14 protein-coding genes and 1 tRNA gene are annotated in these 18,329 nt (G+C 70.6%); 9 read left to right on the plus strand and 6 right to left on the minus strand.

Going from position 1 to position 18,329, the window contains the following annotated elements:
• Nucleotides 1-478: 478 nt before the first annotated feature.
• From ACOZ38_RS44585 to ACOZ38_RS44605, 5 genes are all read left to right on the plus strand, one after another.
• A complete protein-coding gene (locus ACOZ38_RS44585) occupies nt 479-1,717 on the plus strand; it encodes a hypothetical protein (RefSeq protein ID WP_424536836.1) in 1,239 nt (412 codons plus the stop codon).
• Nucleotides 1,718-1,916: 199 nt separating this feature from the next.
• Nucleotides 1,917-2,804 carry an NUDIX hydrolase gene (locus tag ACOZ38_RS44590; RefSeq protein WP_424536837.1) on the plus strand — a complete coding sequence of 296 codons (888 nt, stop codon included), beginning with the start codon at nt 1,917-1,919 and terminating at the stop codon, nt 2,802-2,804.
• An 81-nt stretch (nt 2,805-2,885) separates the two neighbouring features.
• A complete protein-coding gene (locus tag ACOZ38_RS44595; protein WP_405142690.1) occupies nt 2,886-3,914 on the plus strand; it encodes a permease in 1,029 nt (342 codons plus the stop codon).
• Nucleotides 3,915-3,919: 5 nt separating this feature from the next.
• On the plus strand, nt 3,920-4,645 hold the full coding sequence (locus ACOZ38_RS44600) for a TIGR03943 family putative permease subunit (protein WP_424536838.1): 726 nt from the start codon (nt 3,920-3,922) through the stop codon (nt 4,643-4,645).
• Nucleotides 4,646-4,708: 63 nt separating this feature from the next.
• Nucleotides 4,709-4,798 (plus strand) — tRNA-Ser (locus ACOZ38_RS44605).
• Nucleotides 4,799-4,810: 12 nt separating this feature from the next.
• Here ACOZ38_RS44605 and ACOZ38_RS44610 read toward each other — a convergent pair.
• On the minus strand, nt 4,811-7,102 hold the full coding sequence (locus ACOZ38_RS44610; protein WP_424536839.1) for an AAA family ATPase: 2,292 nt from the start codon (nt 7,100-7,102) through the stop codon (nt 4,811-4,813).
• Nucleotides 7,103-7,216: 114 nt separating this feature from the next.
• On the opposite strand from ACOZ38_RS44610, the gene ACOZ38_RS44615 reads away from it, so the two are divergent.
• Both ACOZ38_RS44615 and ACOZ38_RS44620 read left to right on the plus strand, forming a co-directional pair.
• A complete protein-coding gene (locus ACOZ38_RS44615) occupies nt 7,217-8,173 on the plus strand; it encodes an NAD(P)H-quinone oxidoreductase (protein WP_424536840.1) in 957 nt (318 codons plus the stop codon).
• 15 nt (nt 8,174-8,188) lie between these two features.
• Nucleotides 8,189-8,716, plus strand: coding sequence for a bacterial proteasome activator family protein (locus ACOZ38_RS44620; RefSeq protein ID WP_424536841.1), 528 nt, complete (start codon nt 8,189-8,191; stop codon nt 8,714-8,716).
• Between the two features lie 11 nt (nt 8,717-8,727).
• Here ACOZ38_RS44620 and ACOZ38_RS44625 read toward each other — a convergent pair whose 3' ends face one another.
• Nucleotides 8,728-9,525, minus strand: a complete 798-nt coding sequence (locus ACOZ38_RS44625) for an HAD-IIB family hydrolase (protein ID WP_424536842.1) — start codon at nt 9,523-9,525, stop codon at nt 8,728-8,730.
• A gap of 237 nt (nt 9,526-9,762) precedes the next feature.
• Here ACOZ38_RS44625 and ACOZ38_RS44630 point away from each other — a divergent pair, with 237 nt between their 5' ends.
• Complete coding sequence (locus ACOZ38_RS44630) at nt 9,763-9,966, plus strand: cold-shock protein (protein ID WP_262840623.1); 204 nt, start codon at nt 9,763-9,765, stop codon at nt 9,964-9,966.
• Nucleotides 9,967-10,126: 160 nt separating this feature from the next.
• On the opposite strand, the gene serS is transcribed toward ACOZ38_RS44630, so the two are convergent.
• The 3 genes from serS to ACOZ38_RS44645 all read right to left on the minus strand — a co-directional run bounded on the left by serS (nt 10,127) and on the right by ACOZ38_RS44645 (nt 13,861).
• On the minus strand, nt 10,127-11,389 hold the full coding sequence (gene serS, locus ACOZ38_RS44635) for a serine--tRNA ligase (protein WP_424536843.1): 1,263 nt from the start codon (nt 11,387-11,389) through the stop codon (nt 10,127-10,129).
• Nucleotides 11,390-11,451: 62 nt separating this feature from the next.
• A complete protein-coding gene (gene pheA / locus ACOZ38_RS44640; RefSeq protein WP_424536844.1) occupies nt 11,452-12,372 on the minus strand; it encodes a prephenate dehydratase in 921 nt (306 codons plus the stop codon).
• A 52-nt stretch (nt 12,373-12,424) separates the two neighbouring features.
• Nucleotides 12,425-13,861: a glycosyltransferase 87 family protein gene (locus ACOZ38_RS44645; RefSeq protein ID WP_424536845.1), complete on the minus strand. Its 1,437-nt coding sequence runs from the start codon at nt 13,859-13,861 to the stop codon at nt 12,425-12,427.
• A 680-nt stretch (nt 13,862-14,541) separates the two neighbouring features.
• Here ACOZ38_RS44645 and ACOZ38_RS44650 point away from each other — a divergent pair.
• Nucleotides 14,542-16,632 carry a hypothetical protein gene (locus ACOZ38_RS44650; RefSeq protein ID WP_424536846.1) on the plus strand — a complete coding sequence of 697 codons (2,091 nt, stop codon included), beginning with the start codon at nt 14,542-14,544 and terminating at the stop codon, nt 16,630-16,632.
• Here ACOZ38_RS44650 and mptB read toward each other — a convergent pair.
• Nucleotides 16,523-18,271 (minus strand): polyprenol phosphomannose-dependent alpha 1,6 mannosyltransferase MptB, encoded by a 1,749-nt coding sequence (mptB, locus tag ACOZ38_RS44655; RefSeq protein ID WP_424536847.1) that lies wholly within the window; start codon nt 18,269-18,271, stop codon nt 16,523-16,525. The genes ACOZ38_RS44650 and mptB overlap by 110 nt on opposite strands.
• Between the last annotated feature and the right edge of the window lie 58 nt (nt 18,272-18,329).

Genomic DNA, 18,329 nt, shown 5'->3' on the forward strand with positions numbered 1-18,329 from the left:
GCCCTTGGAGGGACGGGGCCGCCGCGACGGGCCGTACGTGACGCCCCGGACCCGGCACGGTGGCAGGCGGATGGACCCTCAGGGGACGCGCAGGCGCTGCGGCGGGGAACATTTCGCACAACCCGAGACGCCGCCGCGCGGCCAACCTCGCGTGAACCTGCGCCGACGTGGGCTGCTCCCACTGATGATGACGGCGATGCGGCAGGCTGGAAGCGTCGTGGGCGTACGGGGCGTGCCCGCACCACCGGCAGCCGAGTGGCAATGGTGGGCGGTCGGCCTGCCAGCGGATCCGGATGGCTCTAGCCTTGGTCATGGGTCGCACTCCGATGCGATCAAGGGACCCGTACGGCGTGGACGCGCCTGCGGGTTCCGTCATCTCTGAACGTTGCTCCATCACAACGCTGCGTGATCGCGACGGGAAGAGGACACTGGAGGAAGCAGGCGGAGAACCCCGTGTCCCCTGAATGAGGTGCGCGCGATGAACGACGTTCCGGCTTGGGCTGCTCGGCTACGCACTGAACGGCGGACCCGCTTGTGGAGCCAGAAGGACATGGCAATACGGCTGCGCGATGCGGCCGACGCCCGTACCCGTGACCGCCTCCCGCAGACCGACAGCCTGCGGCGGATGATCCGCTCATGGGAAGCTGGCGCACATCGTCCGAACGAGCTTTACGCCACGCTGTACGCCCGAGCGTTCGGCGTCGGGATGTCAGAACTGGCGCTCACGACCAACGAGAGGTCCGGGAACGCTGCCTGGTGTGACGATGAGACCGACGCGCTGGAACTGGCTCAACGGGCCGCGGCCAGCGACGTGGGCTCGGAGACTCTGGAGCTGCTGGAGCAGGCCGTTGACGATCTCGCGGTGGCCTACCCCGGTACACCACCGGCCGAGCTGCTCGGACGAGTCCGTCAGCACTTGGCGTACGTCTCCCGGCTGGTCGACGCGAAGAAGACGCTCGCCGAGCATCGGCGCCTGCTCGTAGCCGGAGGCTGGTTGTCCCTGCTCGCCGCGACCTGCCACATCGATCTCCACCAGTTCCCGGCCGGCGCCGCGCGGCTCCGGACGGCCGCCCAACTGTCCAGGCATGCCGAGCATCGCGAGGTCGCGGCATGGTGCCTGGAAACGGAAGCGTGGCAGGTTCTCACAACCGGTGCCTACCAGCGGGCGCTGAGCCTCTCACAGGCTGCGCAGCGGGTCGCGCCAAGGGGTAGTTCGGCATATATCCAAGCAACCGCGCAGGAGGGCCGGGCATGGGCGCGGCTGGGTGCGGGTAGCGAGACACGACACGCGTTGGGCCGGGTCGCCCGGCTTGTCGCGCCGCTGCCATCGCCTGACCGGCCCGAACATCATTACCGGTACGACCCCGCCAAGAGTGACGCATACACCGCGACGACGCTGTCATGGCTCGGAGATCCCGCTGCGGAGCCGTACGCCCGCCAGGTGCTCGCCCGGCTGGAGTCGACGGAGGACGGCCCGCCACGCCCTCGGCGAGCCGTGTCAGCCCGCCTCGACCTAGCCCTGGCGCTCCTGGCATCTGACCAACCCGACGAGGCCGGGCACGCGACGCTCACCGCCATAACGAGCGGCCTGTTGGTGCCGTCGAACTACTGGCGCGCGGCCGAAGTGATCGCCGCCGTTGAAACGCACCGGATACCCGAAGCAGTCGAACTACGCGACGCCTACCAAGAACTGTGCGGCCCACTTCCTACGCCGTGACATTTCCGGGGACACGGCTTTGTGGACTCTGATCGTGGTCTAGGCATCCCGATCGGCAGGTTCGCCGACGTGGGAGCGAGCTCCAAATAAGCACAGTCCGAGCGAAGCGAGGCCCATCTCACGAAAGTGTTGAACCGAGGACGCCGGAGAAGCCCGCCTGGGCGGATCCGGGACGAGGGGGTTGGGGCAGGATAGAGGGATGGTGGCGAAGGACGGCGACGGGTGGGCGCTGTGCGAGCGGGGCCACAGGCACTGGGGAGTGCACGGGGCCTCGGGTCTGCTGGCCGTCCACTTCGATACCGGCGGCATCCCGCACATCCTTATGCAGAAGCGGGCATTGTGGAGCCATCACGGGGGCACCTGGGGCCTTCCCGGCGGGGCGCTCGACAGCCACGAGGACGCCGTCACGGGCGCGATGCGGGAGGCCCTGGAGGAGGCGGCCCTGAAGGGCGACGGCCTGCGCATCCTCGGCGTCTACACCGACGACCACGGCGGCTGGTCCTTCCAGACGGTGATCGCGGAAGCGGAGGCCCGCTTCCCGTCCGCTCCGGCGAACGGCGAGAGCACCGAGATGCGGTGGCTGCCCGCCGACGAGATCGTGGGCGAGACCCTGCATCCCGGCTTCGCCGAGACCTGGCCGGAGATCAGGTCCGCCCTCCCGCCGTCCGTGGTCGTCCTGGACGCGGCCAACATCGTGGGCGCGCGCGCCGAGCACGGCTGGTGGCGCGACCGCGCCGGTGCGACGAGACGCCTGCTGGAGGACGCCGAGGATCTGGCAAGGCACGGCCTGCGCCCTCCGGAGGGGTTTCCCGCGCCGGCCAAGTGGTTCCCTCGGCTCATCATGATCGTCGAGGGGGCGGCCAAGGGGGTCCGCTCCGATGGCGTCGTGACCGTGGTCGACGCACCCGGCAGCGGCGACGACGCGATCGTGGAGGCGGTAGGGGAGATCCGGCAGACCAGGCCGTGGGAGCGGGTGCTGGTCGTGACGGCTGATCGCGAGCTCCGCCGGCGGGCGCGAGAGCTGGGCGCTGAGGTCACCGGTCCCGGTTGGCTACTTGGGCAACTGCGACCAAGGGGACGGGTGTAGCGTCAAGGCGTCGAACGACGTCCAACACATACCCCTCATGCCCATATCCCCCGATATCCGGAAATACCCCTTAAGTCATTCATGAGCGACCGAACCACACTCGACTGGACCGCTGAGCCCGACAGTCCGGTCCCCCCGCCGACGTGGGGACGGCGAGCTCCTGAAGCACAGGTTCTCCCCTGGGTGTTCGCGGCCCTGGTGGGCTTCCTGTTGCTCGGCGACCTCCTCCTCGCACCTCATCTGACCGCACCGGCCCTGCGCACGTGGTCCACGATCTTCGTGGCGATCTGCGTGCAGGCCATCCCCTTCCTGGTGTTCGGCGTGGCGCTGTCCGCGGCGATCACCGCGTTCGTGCCGCCCTCCTTCTGGAACCGCGTGCTGCCGCGCCGGCCGTACGCCGCCGTGCCCGTCGCGGGCGTGGCAGGGCTCGTGCTGCCCGGATGCGAGTGCGCGTCGGTTCCGGTCGCGTCGGGGCTGATGGCGCGCGGGGTGACCCCGGCGGCGGCGCTCGCCTTCCTGCTGGCGTCCCCGGCGATCAACCCTGTGGTGCTGGTGGCGACCGCCGTGGCGTTCCCTGGCCAGCCGCTCATGGTCGCCGGCCGGTTCGCGGCCTCCCTGCTCGTCGCCGTGCTGGTCGGCTGGATCTGGCAGTTGCTCGGCCGTCCCGGCTGGCTGCGCATCCCTTCCCGTACGGCGCATGAGGGCGAGTCGCGGTGGGCGGCGTTCCTGTCGGCGATGCGGCACGACTTCCTGCACGCCGGCGGGTTCCTGGTGGTCGGCGGGCTGACGGCGGCGACGCTGAACGTGGTGGTCCCCCGGTCCTGGCTCTCGTCCGTGGGCGACATCCCCTGGCTGTCGGTGCTGGTGCTCGCGGTGCTGGCGGTCATCCTGTCGATCTGTTCCGAGGCGGACGCCTTCGTGGCCGCGTCGCTCACGGCCTTCTCCCCGACCGCCAAGCTGGCCTTCCTGGTGGTCGGGCCGATGGTGGACCTGAAGTTGATCGCTTTGCAGGCGGGGACGTTCGGCCGGGCCTTCGCGCTCCGCTTCGTCCCGCTGACGTTCACGCTGGCCGTTCTGGTGAGCGTCCTGGTGGGATGGGTGCTGCTGTGAACCGTATGGCGCAGAGCCTGGTGATGACCCTGCTCGGCGGAGCGATCCTGCGCGTCTCCGCGCTGTCCACGGTTTACCTGAACTACGTCAAACCCGGCTTCCGGCCGCTGCTCATCGCCGCGGGCCTGGTCATCTTCGCGCTGGGCGTGCTGGGGCTGGTCCAGGAGTGGCGCAAGCCGTACACCCCCAAGGCGGAGGCCGGCACAGAGCAAGGATCGGTGGGTGAGCACCGGCACGGGCCCCGGGTGGCGTGGCTGCTCTGCCTGCCGGTGATCGCCATTTTCCTCATCGCCCCGCCGCCACTCGGATCGTTCGCCGCCGAGCGGGACGAGACGCCCCAGCCGCGCCCGTCGGCGCTCGACGCGTACGACGTCCTCGCCCGGGACAAGCCGACGGCCATGCCACTTGGCGAGTTCATCGGCCGGGCCTGGGGCGACGCGAACCGCTCGCTCGTGGACAGGCAGGTCAGGCTGACCGGCTTCGCGACGCACTCGAAGAAGAAGGGGCAGTGGTACCTCACCCGCATGCAGCTGAGGTGCTGCGCGGCCGACGCGTTCCCCCTGAAGGTGAGCGTGCTCGGGGTCCCCGCGCCTCGCGACGACACGTGGGTCGAGGTGACGGGCGCGTGGGTGCCCACCCCGTACGACCGGCTGCCCAAGGGGACGGTGGCCCCCGAGATGAAGGCCACCGCCGTCGCCAAGGTCAGCCAGCCGGACGAGCCGTACGAATAGGGCTGTACGACTGCTACTCGCGCGCGAGCGCCCGCCCGGCACCGCTATCGTTGGTGTCGCACTGGAGGGTTCGCATAGTGGACGAGTGCAGCCGCCTTGAAAGCGGCCAGGTCGGCGACGGCCTCGTGGGTTCGAATCCCACACCCTCCGCCAAGGCCGCCGGGGTCAGCCGCGGGCGCCTCCGAAGTTGTCGCCCACCGAGGCCGCCAGCAGCAGGTACGCCTCCCGCGTGGCCGGCTGCAGCCGGTCGAGGTCGATCTCGGCGCCCTCCTCCAGATGGGGGTCGTAGGGCACGCGGATCACCGCGCGGCAGCGGGCTGCGAAGTGCGCCTCCAGCCGGTCGAGGTCCACGGTCGACTTCGAGCGCGGCCGCACGCTGCACAGCACCACCGTCGCGGCCTTGACCAGGTCGGCGTAGTGGTGCGCCTCCAGCCAGTCGAGGGTCGCGGAGGCGGCCCTGGCGCCGTCCACCGAGGGTGAGCTGACCAGCACGAGCTGGTCGGCCAGGCCGAGGACACCCGACATCGCCGAGTGGAGCAGGCCGGTGCCGCAGTCGGTCAGGCAGATCGAGTAGAAGTTCTCCAGCACCTGGGCGACCGACTGGTAGTCGGCGGCGCTGAACGCCTCGGACACCGACGGGTCGCGGTCGGAGGCCAGGATCTCCAGCCGCGAGGGCGCCTGCGAGGTGAACGCTCTTATATCGACATATCGCTTGATCTGCTGCCGCTCGTTGAGCAGATCACGTACGGTCGCCGAGGTCTCCAGCTCCACCTTGTCCGACAAGGTCCCCCGGTCGGGGTTGGCGTCGACCGCGATCACCCGGTCTCCCCGTACGGACGCGAGCGTGGCGCCGAGGCCCACGGTCGTGGTCGTCTTGCCCACGCCACCCTTGAGGCTGAGGACGGCCACCCGGTGATGGCCGGTCGCGACGGGGGTACGGGCGCGCGCGACCAGCTCGCGGCGGCGGCGCACCTCGGGGGACTCACCCGGCTTGATCAGCCCGGCGGAGGCCTTGAAGACGAGCTTGCGCCAGCCGCCCGCGGGAGCGTTCCTGCGCCCGCGGAGCAACGACACAGGGTCGAGGCTGTCGGCGGTCTGCCTGACGCCGCTCGCCGCCTTCGCGGCCCCCTGCTGGCGCGTGGAGGTGCCCCAGGCGGGCTGGAGGGGGTGCGCGGGCGGCGGAGACTGCCTGCGGCGCGCCCGGTACGGCTCGCGCTGCTCCTCGGGCGGCTGCTCCTGCGTCGCCGGCTCGGCCGCCGGGGCGTTCGCGGCCTGTGCCTTCGGCTCGCCGCCGGTGGCGGGCGCCGGTGGCCGCTTGGCGGGCGGGGCCTTCTCGGGCTCGTACAGCGCGTGCTCCACGCGCGGCACGACGACATCATCGGTGTTGGCGCCGCCCGCTGATACGAAGGCGTTGAACCGCTCCTGCTCGGGGTCGGCCTCGCCGGTATCCGCCGCCGGGAGCGCGGCCTCGAGCCAGCCGCGCATGGACTGCTCGCCGGTCGCCTCGGGCTCCGGCTCGTACGGCTTGGACTCCGGCTCGTACAGCTTGGGCTCCGGCTCGTACGGCTTGGGCTCCGGCTCGTACGGCTTGGGCTCTGGCTGGTACGGCTTGGGCGTGTCGCCCTTGCCGGAGGCGAGGGGCCCCACGGGAACCCAGCCGGAGCCGGTGCCGCCCGGAGGCTCCTCGGTCAGCGAGCCGAACGTGAAGCTGTCGGTGTCGTCGCTCACGGACTGCTCCTCGGTCCGCGATGCGGCCGACGAAGCGGTAGACGAAGCGGACGAGGCCGGCGGCGGGGAGGTGGATTCACCGAAGCCGCCGCCGGACTGCGCGGGCCTCTCCCCGAACGCGCCGGCACCGCGCTCACCGAACGCGCCGCCGCCTGACGAAGCCGGCCGGTCGCCGAAGGCGCCGAAAGCGCCGGCGCCCGACGAAGGAGCACGCTCACCGAAAGCGCCACTCCCGGAAGACGGAGAACGCTCACCGAACGCGCCCGCGCCTGAGGACGGGCTCCGCTCGCCGAAGGCGCCGCCCGAAGGCGACGAGGTGTCAGAGCGGGAAAGCGGCTCGGACGGCCCGGTGATGGGCGCCGAGAAGGCGCCGGTGTCGCGCCCACCGCCCGGCGAGGATGGCGCTTCGTCCTTCTTGCCCCAGCCGCCGAGACCCTCGGCCGCCGGTGGACGCAGTTCGGTCGTATCCCCCTTGCCGCGCTCGGCCGCGGTGTCGTCGGGCTGCGTGGTGCCGTGCGTCGGGTCGCCTGCGGCGCGGAACAGCGGCGACGAGGCCGCCGGGGGCTCCGCGGGAACCATGGCCCAGGGGTCTTTGGGATATGGCGAGACGACGGTGTCGTCCGCGGTGACGGTCACCGGGACGGGCGCCTCCTCGTTCTCCTTGATGGCGTCGAGCCAGGCGAGTTGCTCTTCAAGGGAATGAGGATCCTCACGATCGTGTCTTGCCACCGTGTTCCCCCTCGGGACTGGGCTAAAGGGGCAGCAAATAGATTGAAGATTACCGCCCGCAATCACGACCAACGTGGTCAACCGCCGACTTGGCTACCCGGATAGTTTGGGCACATGCACGCGATCGTTATTTCCCAGCCCGGTGGACCCGAGGTGCTGGAGTGGCGGGAGGTTCCAGATCCCCGTCCCGCACGAGGAGAAGTGCTGATCGAGGTGGCCGCCGCCGGGGTCAACCGTGCCGACCTGATGCAGCGGCAGGGGTTCTATCCGCCTCCCCCCGGCGCCCCCGACTTCCCGGGTCTCGAATGCTCAGGAGTGGTCGCCGAGGTCGGCGAGGACGTCGAGGGGTTCGCCCCGGGGGACGAGGTGTGCGCGCTGCTGGCCGGCGGCGGCTACGCCGAGAAGGTGGCGGTCCCCTGGGAGCAGGTGCTCCCCGCACCCTCCGGGATCACGCTGGTGGAGGCCGCCGCGCTGCCCGAGGTCGCCTGCACCGTCTGGTCGAACGTCTTCATGACGGCGCGGCTGCGGCGCGGGGAGACGCTGCTGGTCCACGGCGGCGCGAGCGGCATCGGCACCTGCGCCGTCCAGCTCGCCAAGGCGCTCGGCTCCCACGTCGTCGTCACGGCCGGTACGGCCGAGAAGGTCGCGCGCTGCCTCGAACTGGGAGCGGACGAGGCGATCAACTACCGCGAGGAGGACTTCGCCGAGAAGGTACGCGCCGACGTGGTCCTCGACATCATGGGCGCGAAGTACCTGAGCAAGAACATCTCCGTGCTGAAGACCGGCGGGCGGCTCGCGGTCATCGGCCTCCAGGGCGGCGCCAAGGGTGAGCTCGACCTCGGCGCGATGCTCGCGAAGCGGGCCTCGATCCACGCCACCGGCCTGCGCAACCGGCCGGTGCCGGAAAAGGGCGCCATCGTCCGGGGGGTCGGCGAGAACGTGTGGCCCCTCGTGGAGGCGGGAGCGGTACGGCCGGTCGTCCACGCGGTGGTGCCGATGGCCGAGGCAGCGGAGGCCCACCGCATCCTCGAATCCGGTGACCACATCGGGAAAGTCCTGTTGGCCAGGTGAGCTAGGTTGAATGGCATGAATGCTGAGGAGAGCACCCCGCATATCGTGGTCGTCGGCCCCGATGGCCTGACGGTCGAGGGGGACAACGGCGAGCACGACGAGCGCTCGGAGCGCTCGGTCGCCGAGCTGGTGGAGCAGCCCGCGAAGGTCATGCGCATCGGCAGCATGATCCGTCAGCTCCTTGAGGAGGTCCGCGCGGCGCCTCTCGACGATGCGAGCCGCAAGCGCCTCAAGGACATCCACCAAAGCTCTATCAAGGAGCTGGAAGACGGCCTCGCCCCCGAGCTCGTCGACGAGCTCGAGCGCCTGTCCCTGCCGTTCACCGGTGGCGACGACAGTCCTCCCCCGAGCGACGCCGAGCTCCGCGTGGCCCATGCCCAGCTCGTCGGCTGGCTGGAGGGCCTCTTCCACGGCATCCAGACCACGCTGTTCGCCCAGCAGATGGCCGCTCGGGCCCAGCTGGAGCAGATGCGGCGCGCGTTGCCCGGCGGCATGTCGCAGGAGGAGCAGCCGCCACACCGCGCCTCCGGCCCGTACCTGTAAGGGGCCCCAGGTCACCCGTACAGCTTTTCGAGCACCAGGGCGACCCCGTCGTCGTCGTTGGCCGCCGTCACGTTCGTGACGGCGGCCAGCACGTCGGGGTGGGCGTTCGCCACGGCGTACGAGGTGCCGGCCCAGCCGAGCATCGGAAGATCGTTCGGCATGTCCCCGAACGCCACCACCTCGTCCGCGCCGACGAGGTGACGGCTGGCGAGGGTGGCGAGCGCGGTGGCCTTCGTCACACCCCGGGCACTCATCTCGATCAGCGCCCTGCCGCTGGAGTGGGTCGCCGTAAGCAGGTCGCCCACGACCTCCGTGACGATGATGTGAAGCAGGTCGGGGTCCATGTCGTGGTGGAAGGCCAGAAGCTTGGCGCAGGGCCGCGAGATCAGCTTCGCGGCGGCCACGTGGCGCCCCAAGGAATCACGACTGTCCCAGCCGCCGAGCCCGAACCCTCTCTCATGGGCGAACCCGCCTTCGTACTCGACGGAGAAGCTGAGCTCGGGAAGCCTGCCGCGCAAACGCCCCACGGCCTCTGAGAGCACTTCAGGATCGATGAGGTGGGACTCCACGATGCGTTCGGTGTGCAGGTCGTAGACGAGCGCCCCGTTGGCGCAGATGGCGAGCCCGCGGTGGCGCACGGCGCCGGCGACGATGCCCATCCAGCGGGGCGGCCGGCCGGTGACGAACACGAGAACCGCGCCCGCCTGTTCGACGAGCGCGAACGCGGCCGCCGTGCGCGGTGAGACGGTGCCGTCCGACCGCAGGGCGGTGCCGTCCAGGTCGGTGGCGACGAGTCTGGGGCTGACCATAACAACGTCTAGTTTGCCCTGTGCTGGGCACAGGTCCGGCGTCAGCCCAGAGAGTAAAAGAATCTCGCCAGGAGGGGGAACAAAGGCGCTCCGATGGTGTTAGATGTGGTGGCGTTGTATTAGCTGAACCCGATGTGCAGAACCAGCTTGACTGTCTGAGCGGCCCCGGGAAGCTGTGCGACACAACCCGGGGTTCGCGAGGTGTGAACCCCAAGATCAATTGCAGGGAGAGCTTTAATGGCTCAGGGAACCGTCAAGTGGTTCAACGCCGAGAAGGGCTACGGATTCATCGCTCCGGACGGTGAAGCTCCGGATGTCTTCGTGCACTTCTCCGAGATCGTCGGCAACGGCTACCGCAGCCTCGAAGACGGCCAGCGCGTCGAGTTCGAGGTCACGCAGGGGCAGAAGGGCCCGCAGGCGTCGCAGGTCCGCGCCGTCTGACCACTGACACACAGAAGGCGGGGTTCGCGTCAGGCGAGCCCCGCCTTCGTGTCGTATAACGAGCCGCCGGTTCTGACAAAGCGGACATACGTAACAGACGACGCAAGAGTAAGCCGCTTACCCGCAAGTCGGATAAGCGACTTACCCCGCTGAAACAGACCTACTTGACCGGCTCCAGGACGTCCAGTCCGACATATGGGCGCAGCGCCTTGGGAACCACGACGGAGCCGTCGGCCTGCTGGTGGTTCTCCAGAATGGCCACGATCCACCGTGTGGTCGCCAGGGTGCCGTTGAGGGTGGCGACGTGCCTGGGCTTCTCCTCGGCGTCCCGGTAGCGCACAGCGAGCCGCCTGGCCTGGAACTCGGTGCAGTTGGACGTGGAGGTCAGCTCCAGGTAGCGGTTCTGCGTCGGGAGCCACGCCTCGCAGTCGAACTTCCTGGCGGCGCTCGAACCGAGGTCGCCCGCGGCGGTGTCGATCACGCGGTACGGGAGCTCGACCTTGGTCAGCATCTCCTTCTCCCACTCGAGAAGGCGGGCGTGCTCCTCACGCGCGTCCTCAGGGCGGCAGTAGGAGAACATCTCGACCTTGTCGAACTGATGGACCCGGATGATGCCCCGCGTGTCCTTGCCGTACGACCCCGCCTCGCGCCGGAAGCACGACGACCACCCGGCATAGCGCATCGGGAGGGACTTCCCGTCGAGGATCTCGTCGGAGTGGTAGGCGGCCATGGGGGCCTCCGAGGTGCCGACGAGGTAGAGGTCGTCGGCCTCCAGCCGGTAGACCTCCGAAGCGTGCGAGCCGAGGAAGCCCGTGCCCGCCATCGCCTCGGGCTTGAGCAGCACAGGGGTGATCATCGGCGTGAAGCCCGCCTCGATCGCCTGCTGCATGGCCATGTTGAGCAGGCCGAGCTGCAGCCTGGCCCCGGCGCCGGTCAGGAAGAAGAACCGGGCCCCCGACACCTTGGCGCCGCGCTCGGTGTCGATCGCACCGAGCATCTCGCCGAGCTCCAGGTGGTCGCGGGGGGTGAAGTCGAAGCTCGGCTTCTCCCCGACCTCCTCAAGCACGACGTAGTCGTCCTCGCCGCCGGCGGGGGCGCCCTCCTCGATGATGTTGGGCACGGCCATCAGCAGCCCGTCGAGCTCCTTGCCGAGCTTCTCGGCCTCGGCCTCGGCGCCCTTCACGTTGACGGCGAGCGCCTTGGCCCGCGCGAGCAGCGCGACCCGCTCGTCGCCGGAGGACGTGGACACCGACTTGCCGACGCTCTTCTGCTCCGCGCGCAGCGACTCATAGCCGCTCAGCGCGCTTCTGCGGCGTTCATCCAGGTCGAGCAGCGTGTCGACGACGGAGTCGTCCTCACCGCGGGCACGCTGCGACGCCCGTAGCCGGTCCGGGTCCTCACGAAGGGTACGCAGGTCAATCACGTAACAAAGGCTACCGATGTCCGAGCGGCGCTCGCGCGCCTATTGCCACCGGATGTGATCTGTCACACCTGTCCCGTGCGGATAGCGGCGAGCCAGCCGGCCGCCTCGGCGAAGTCCGGGTCGGTCGTGCCCCTCTTGAGCTGCGGCGAGAGCCGGTCGGCCCGGGGGTAGCTGCCGAGGAAGCGCACATCGTCCGACAGCCTGCGCAGGCCGGAAAGCGCCTCGCCGACGCGGGCCTCCACGACGTGGCCCTCGGCGTCGAAGTGGAAGAAATAGCGCCCGATGCCGTCGCCGGTCGGCCGCGACTCGATGCGGGTCAGGTTGACCCCGCGCACCGCGAACTCGCTCAGCATCTCCAGCAGCGCGCCCGGGTGGTCGTCGCGGAGGAAGGCGACCAGGGACGTGCGGTCGGCTCCGGTCGGCTCGGGCAGCGGCCCCGGACGGGAGACGCGGACGAACCTCGTGACGGTGTCGTCGCGGTCGCCCATGCGCGACGCCAGCTCGACCAGCCCGTAGTGCTCGCCCGCGATGGCCGGGCCGATCGCCGCGTCGTACGGCGATCCGGACATCGAGACCTCCAGCGCGGCGGCGGCCGTCGACGGCGCGGCGACGACCACGGCGTCGGGCAGCTCGCGGGCCAGGAAGTTGCGGCACTGGGTGATCGCGGCCGGGTGGGTGTAGACCCGCTTGATGTGCGGCATCGCGGTGCCGGGCCGCACGAGCAGCGAGAACTCCACGGGCAGCAGCAGCTCGGCGGTGATCAGGAGCGGTTCGCCCCAGGCCAGCTCGTCGAGCGTGACGGTGATCGCGCCCTCGACGGAGTTCTCCAGGGGGACGACGGCGCCGTCGGCCTCGCCACTTCGCGCGGCTTCCAGCGCCGCCGTGACATTGGCACAGGGCAGACGCTCGGAATCCGGTGCGAGGATCCGCAGGGCCGCTTCGCAGAAGGTGCCCTCGGGTCCGAGGTAGGCGAGTTTCGGCATACCAGAGAGGTTACCGGCCACCGGCCCACCCCTACCCGGCATATTTACGCCTTTACCCAATTTTACGTGGGACGACATGGGGGCTGGTCGTGTCCACACCGCCCGTGCCTCGGTCGCCGGTGGTACGGGCGGCGGTGGCTTGGGGCCCGCTCGTACGGCGGGCGAGGAGCCACACGACGCCGATCGCCCCGAGCCCGAAGGCGTCCTGGACGATGCGCCCGGCGACGGGGCTGAGCACGGGGATCCCCGCGGCGCGCAGCGAGACGCCCCACCAGGGGATCGGCAGCACGTAGTAGATCCAGACGGCGGCGGGCACCCAGAGCCAGGCTAGACGCTTCCACAGGCCCGCGGGAGGGGCTCCAGCGACCGGAACGGCCTGTTCTCGGTGCACGGTCTCGTCGCCTTCAGGGGTGCCCTTCACGCCTTCAGGGAGTGGAGCGGCACCGAGCCGGGATCCGGCGAGCGCGGCGAGGGCCACGACCACCCAGGCGAGGTGGTGGATCCAGGCGACCGGTGAGAGCAGCACGGCCATCAGGCCCGTCAGCGCCACGGCGGTCATCCGGTCGCCTTCGCGCAAGGCCCTGCGGGCGTGGCGGAAGCCGTACCAGGCAACGACGGCCACCAGCGCGAGCCAGAGCACCGAGGTGAGCCATCCGGGCAGGTAGAGGCGGAGCAGCATCCCACGGATCGACTGGTTGGTCGTGGAGGTGTTGGACCCCACGCGATCGGAGTCCAGCAGGGCGGAGAACCAGAAGGCGGTGGAGTCCTGCGGGATCACGAGAAAGGGCAGCACCGTCAGCAGCGCCGTGGTGAACGCGGCCATGAAGAAGGTCTTCCGCTGCTCGGGCAGGCCGTCTTTTCCAAAGCCGGTGATCAGCAGATATATCAGGAAGACGCCGGGAGTGAGCTTGACCGCCGTGGCGAGCCCGATCAGCATGCCGCGCGGCCACCAGGGCCTGCGGGCGACGCAGTCGACCAGGCAGAGCATCACCAGCAGGATGTCGACCTGGCCGAACCGCACCTGGTCTCTGATCGGCATGAGATACATGCACGCCACCGCGAGCACCCCGGCCGGCACGGCGACCGCCCACCCCCGCAGGCCGGGACGTACGAGATGCTCCGCGCGCGCGAGAAGCTCCCGGAAGCTGTACCAGACCGTCACGATGAGGCAGGCCAGGACTCCGGCGGTCCACGCCCACTGGGCCGCGGGCCAGGACATCGCGGCCAGCGGGGTGGCCAGCAGCGCGGCGATCGGCGGGTAGGTGAACGGCAGCAGCTGGGGCGCGGGAGTGATCACGTCATAGACCGGGAGCCCCCGCAGGACGCTCTCGCCGCCGGTGCGGTAGACGTCCAGGTCGACGAGGCGCTGATCGGCGGGATTGGTCAGCCAGTAACTCACCAGCGGGACGGCGGCCACGCCGACGATCAGCAAGATGAGCGGCCATGTCCACCACCGCCGCCCGGCCACCGACCTCTCACCAGTCCCCACGACGTGGCAGGCTACCGCCTACCCTCCCGAAACCCGACCCTCGATCCACCCTCCCCAACCCGGGTCCGCCATCCACCCTCCCCAACCCGGGTCCGCCATCCACCCTCCCCAACCCGGGTCCGCCATCCACCCTCCCAAAACCCGACCCGCGCCCGGCCCTCGCGAAACCCGACCCGCCATCCACCCTCCCAATCCCGACCTCCGCCCGGGCCTCGCGAAACCCGAGCCGCCATCCACCCTTTCGAAAACCGACCCGTGACCCACTCTCGCGCCGCGATCCGGGTCCACAGTCGCCGCCCTTCCCTCCGGGTTATCCACAAGATGATCTTTGAAGTGCGAAGAGGGTCGGCGTTCTGGCTATGGTTTCCAGGGCGAAGTCGTCGTCAGAGGGCTCTTCAAGGGTGGAAGCGAGGTTCCTGTTGAGCACACGAGAAGCCACCCCCCACCCCCTCACGCCCACAACCGCACTTCCCGGCCACCATCCCACCCAAGCCCCCGAAAAGGCCTTCCAGCCGCGGGGCGAGCGTCGGGGGAAGTCCCGGCGTCGAGGGGGTTCCCTGCGCGGCTGGATGGTGCTGGCGTACGTCTTGGGGGTGGTCGCTCTATGCGGCGGCACGGCTCAGGCGGCTTCGCGCGCTGGTCTTCCTGAGAGGGCCCACACGGCGCCGTCGGGGCACGTTGTGCTGGTCGGTGTCCCCGGGCTGCAGTGGGCCGATCTCAGCGAGACCGGCACGCCGAACCTATGGGCGCTGGTCGGCAAGAGCGCGTCGGCGTCGATGTCGATCCGCGCCTACCCCAGGCCGAACCACCCGAGCATCTGTCCCGTCGCAGGGTGGCTGACGGTTTCGGCCGGTCAGCGGGCGGGCTCCGCGGCGAGCGAGTGCGCCCTCCCCCCGGCACCACAGGCGTCCGCCGACGGCTCGGCGACCGTCCCCGGCTGGGCCGAGCTGGCGTCCTTCAACGCCGCCACGTCCTACCGTGCCACCATCGGCCTGCTCGGCCAGGCCGTACGCGACGCCGGGGGCACGGTGGCGGCCGTGGGCCCCGGAGCCGCACTCGGCGCAGCCGACAAATCCGGGAACGTCCAGAAATATGCGGATAGCGCCGGAGCCCTCGGCGACCTGAGCCGTTACGCGCTGGTGGTCGCCGACGTCGACGACCTGGCCCGCGCCTGGATCACCCAGCCGGGGGCGACCCCGGCCGCGACACCCCCCGACCTGACCCGGCAAGCCCGTGCCCAGGCGGTGGCGGCCGCCGATCGCCGGGTCGGCGAGATCCTGCGGCTGCTGCCCGCGGGAGCCACCACCCTCGTGGCCGGCCTGTCCGACGCGTCAGCCACCTCACACCTCCACGTGGCCATGGCCGAAGGGCCGTCCCCCGCCGGGGAGCCGTACCACCGTGGCCACCTCACCGCCTCCTCCACCCGCCAGGACGCCCTGGTGACCATCACCGACCTGACCACCACGGTCCTGCACCTGCTCGGCACGCCCGTCCCCGAGGGAACCGTCGGACGTCCCTGGATGTCCGGTGGGGCGGCACCCGCCTCCGTCTCGGACACCGTCAGGGAGCTGTCCGACGCCGACCTGGCCAGCCGGGTCCTCGTCGAGGTGCGCGCGCCGTTCTACGCGGTCTTCGTGGCCGTCCAGTTGCTCTTCTACGGCCTGGCCGCCTTCGCCGTCCGCCGCCGCTGGGGTGGTCACCGGGTCTTGGCCGCCACGCAGGTGCTGGCGGTGGCGAGTGGGGCCGTCGCGGTGTCGACGTTCCTGGCGCAGCTCGTTCCCTGGTGGAATCTCCCCCATCCGATGGCCGCCCTGATCCTCACGATCATGGGGTTCGTCGGACTGCTGGCGGCGCTCGCCTTCGCGGGGCCCTGGCGCTCGCACGTGCTCGGCCCGCTCACCGTGGTGGCGGGCGTCACGTCCCTCGCGTTGCTGATCGATGTGATGACGGGGTCGCGCCTCCAAGTGAACGCCGTCACCGGTTACGAGCCGGTCACCGGCGGCCGGTTCTACGGCTTCAGCAACATCGCCTTCGCCGTGTACGCGACCGGCACGATACTGGCCCTCGCCGGGGTGTCGCAGGTGCTCATGGAGCGTGGGCGGCGCGCGATCGCCCTGGCCATCTGTCTCGCGTACGGGCTGCTCACGATCTTCGCGGACGGGTGGCCCGCCTGGGGCGCGGACTTCGGCGGGGTGCCCGCGTTCGTTCTCGGGTTCGCGGTGTTCGTCATGATGCTCTCCGGCCGGCGGATCACGGTAGGCAGGCTCGCGATCGTCGCCGTCGCCGGGGCCGCGCTCATCAGCGTGATCGCGCTGGCCGACTGGCTGCGGCCGAGCGACCAGCGCACGCACCTGGGCGCGTTCGTCCAGCAGGTGATCGGGGGCGAGGCGTTGCCGGTCATCGGGCGCAAGCTGAGCTCGATGGTCGGCACCCTCGGGAACTGGCAGCTCACCGCGCTCTCACTGGCCGCGCTGGCGTTCCTCTACCTCGTGCTCGCCCGTCCGTCACAGTGGGGCGCCTCGGCGCTCAGCCTCGCCTACACGCGCGCCCCGGCGCTGCGTGCCGGGCTGTTCGGCGTGCTCACCACCGCGCTGGTCGGGTTCCTGATCAACGACTCCGGCATCGCGATCCCGGCCATGGCGCTTACGGTGGCGGTGCCGCTCACCCTCGCCGCGTCGATCCGCGCGCTCCAGCGCTCAGGGCCCACCACACCAGGGCGACCGTCAACGCCAGCAGGATCCACGGCACCACCTGGGCCCGCACCACGGTGACCAGCCATCCGAGGTCGGGAGGCTGACCGTCCTGGCGCGCCGGAAGGTACGCCAGGGACAGCACGGCGAGGCGCGCGACCACGAAGCCGTCGAGCGCCGTCGCGGGCACGATGGCCAGCAGCGCGAAGGCCAGCCCGTCGTACCACGGCAGGGCGTACGGCGCGGCGAACAACCAGGCGACGACCATCCCCACGGCCACCCACCCCCCCTCAGCCCCCCGAGCACGCGCACCCACGGCCGCCCAACCGCCCTCAGCCCGCCGAGCACGCGCAAATCCTGGACCTTCCCCATCAACCGCCACTCCGGCATCCACCCGACCGTGCACCGCCGCACCCCCGGCTTCACCCTGACGCGACGGCGCGAGCGTTCGCAGCAGCGCGGCGATCCGGGACGACATGGCGATCCGGGACGGCATGGCGATCCGGGACGGCATGGCGATCCGGGACGGCATGGCGATCCGGGACGGCATGGCGGTGCCGGAGGGGGTGCCGGAGGGGGTGCCGGAGGGGGTGGTGGGGGGGAGGTGGGGCCGTCGGTGGCGGAGGAGGGAGGTGGCGAGCAAGGCGAGGAGGAGTAGTGATCCGATCTGGATCCAGACGCGATAGGCGCCTTCGCCGAACATGGCCTGGAGCCCGCGCTGGACGAGGTGCCAGGGGGTGGCCCAGGAGATCGACTTGCTGGCGTGCAGCACCTGGTCCAGCGAATGCGGACCCGCCAGCAGGTAGGCGACCAGCACGGTGAGCGTCGCCGTGCCCGCCACCACCGCGAGCTTCCTCGGCTGCCGCCGCAGGTCCCATGCCGGGCCGAGCGCGACCAGCCCAGCGTTGACCTTGACCGCGATGGCGAGGCCGAGCAGCGGCCCGGTGGTCCACCAACGCCGGCCCCCCACTGTGACCAGCGCGGCGACCACGAAGGCGATGGCCAGCGTGTCGACATGCATCCCCGCGACCAACTGGTAGACCACCAGGGGGTTGACCGTCCACAGCAGCGCCGCGCGTGCCTGCCGCGCCCGGTCGTCCCGCGTGAACCTGTGGAGCAGCAGCGCCGTGGCGACGAAGGCGGCCGCGTTCACAAGGGCGAGCACGAAGACGATCAGGCGTACCGAGTCGCCGCCGACCAGACCGGCCAGAGCCTGCACGGCCGTCGCGACCGGCCCGTACACGCTCGGCTCCTCCTGCCAGGGCCTCTCGACCGAATCCGCGACCGGGTCTCCGTGCAGGGCGACCGCGCCCATGGCGTAGGGATCGTGACCGAGCACCACCATGCGGCCGTACGCCGCGTAGTTCAGATGGTCGGCGGAACCGGAGGGCGGCAGGAAGGCCAGCACCACGACGGCGAGGCACCCGGCGAGCAGGAGCCTGCGGGGGTCGGGCGCCCAGCCGCGCCGCACGGCGAGCAGCCCGGCACCGAGGCCCAGGGCGCCCAGCACGATCGCCACCGCTTCCAGGGCGATGACCAGGTGGCCGCCGGGATGCGCGCCCAGGGAGTACGGCGGCTGCCACGCGGGCCCGGGCAGAGGGGGCACCACGGCCGAGGGGCCGAGCGCCCCGATCGCGATCGTGACGACGATGCTGAGCGCGATGCCCGCGACGGCGACCACCGCCGGCCCACCGCGCCCCCGCAACACGTCCCGATCCACCGCACGATTCCAGCACATCGAGCAGCCCACTCGCGCCACGTCAACAAGGCAGGACCGC

The organism is Sphaerisporangium viridialbum (assembly GCF_049674955.1).
Classification (GTDB): Bacteria; Actinomycetota; Actinomycetes; order Streptosporangiales; family Streptosporangiaceae; genus Sphaerisporangium; species Sphaerisporangium viridialbum.

Excerpts from the sequence above, each read along its gene's own strand:
- ACOZ38_RS44585 (WP_424536836.1), top strand. The coding sequence starts at position 479 with ATGAACGACGTTCCGGCTTGGGCTGCTCGGCTACGCACTGAACGGCGG.
- ACOZ38_RS44595 (WP_405142690.1), top strand. The coding sequence starts at position 2,886 with ATGAGCGACCGAACCACACTCGACTGGACCGCTGAGCCCGACAGTCCG.
- ACOZ38_RS44590 (WP_424536837.1), top strand. The coding sequence starts at position 1,917 with ATGGTGGCGAAGGACGGCGACGGGTGGGCGCTGTGCGAGCGGGGCCAC.
- ACOZ38_RS44620 (WP_424536841.1), top strand. The coding sequence starts at position 8,189 with ATGAATGCTGAGGAGAGCACCCCGCATATCGTGGTCGTCGGCCCCGAT.
- ACOZ38_RS44600 (WP_424536838.1), top strand. The coding sequence starts at position 3,920 with ATGGCGCAGAGCCTGGTGATGACCCTGCTCGGCGGAGCGATCCTGCGC.
- ACOZ38_RS44630 (WP_262840623.1), top strand. The coding sequence starts at position 9,763 with ATGGCTCAGGGAACCGTCAAGTGGTTCAACGCCGAGAAGGGCTACGGA.
- pheA (WP_424536844.1), bottom strand. The coding sequence starts at position 12,372 with ATGCCGAAACTCGCCTACCTCGGACCCGAGGGCACCTTCTGCGAAGCG.
- ACOZ38_RS44615 (WP_424536840.1), top strand. The coding sequence starts at position 7,217 with ATGCACGCGATCGTTATTTCCCAGCCCGGTGGACCCGAGGTGCTGGAG.
- ACOZ38_RS44625 (WP_424536842.1), bottom strand. The coding sequence starts at position 9,525 with ATGGTCAGCCCCAGACTCGTCGCCACCGACCTGGACGGCACCGCCCTG.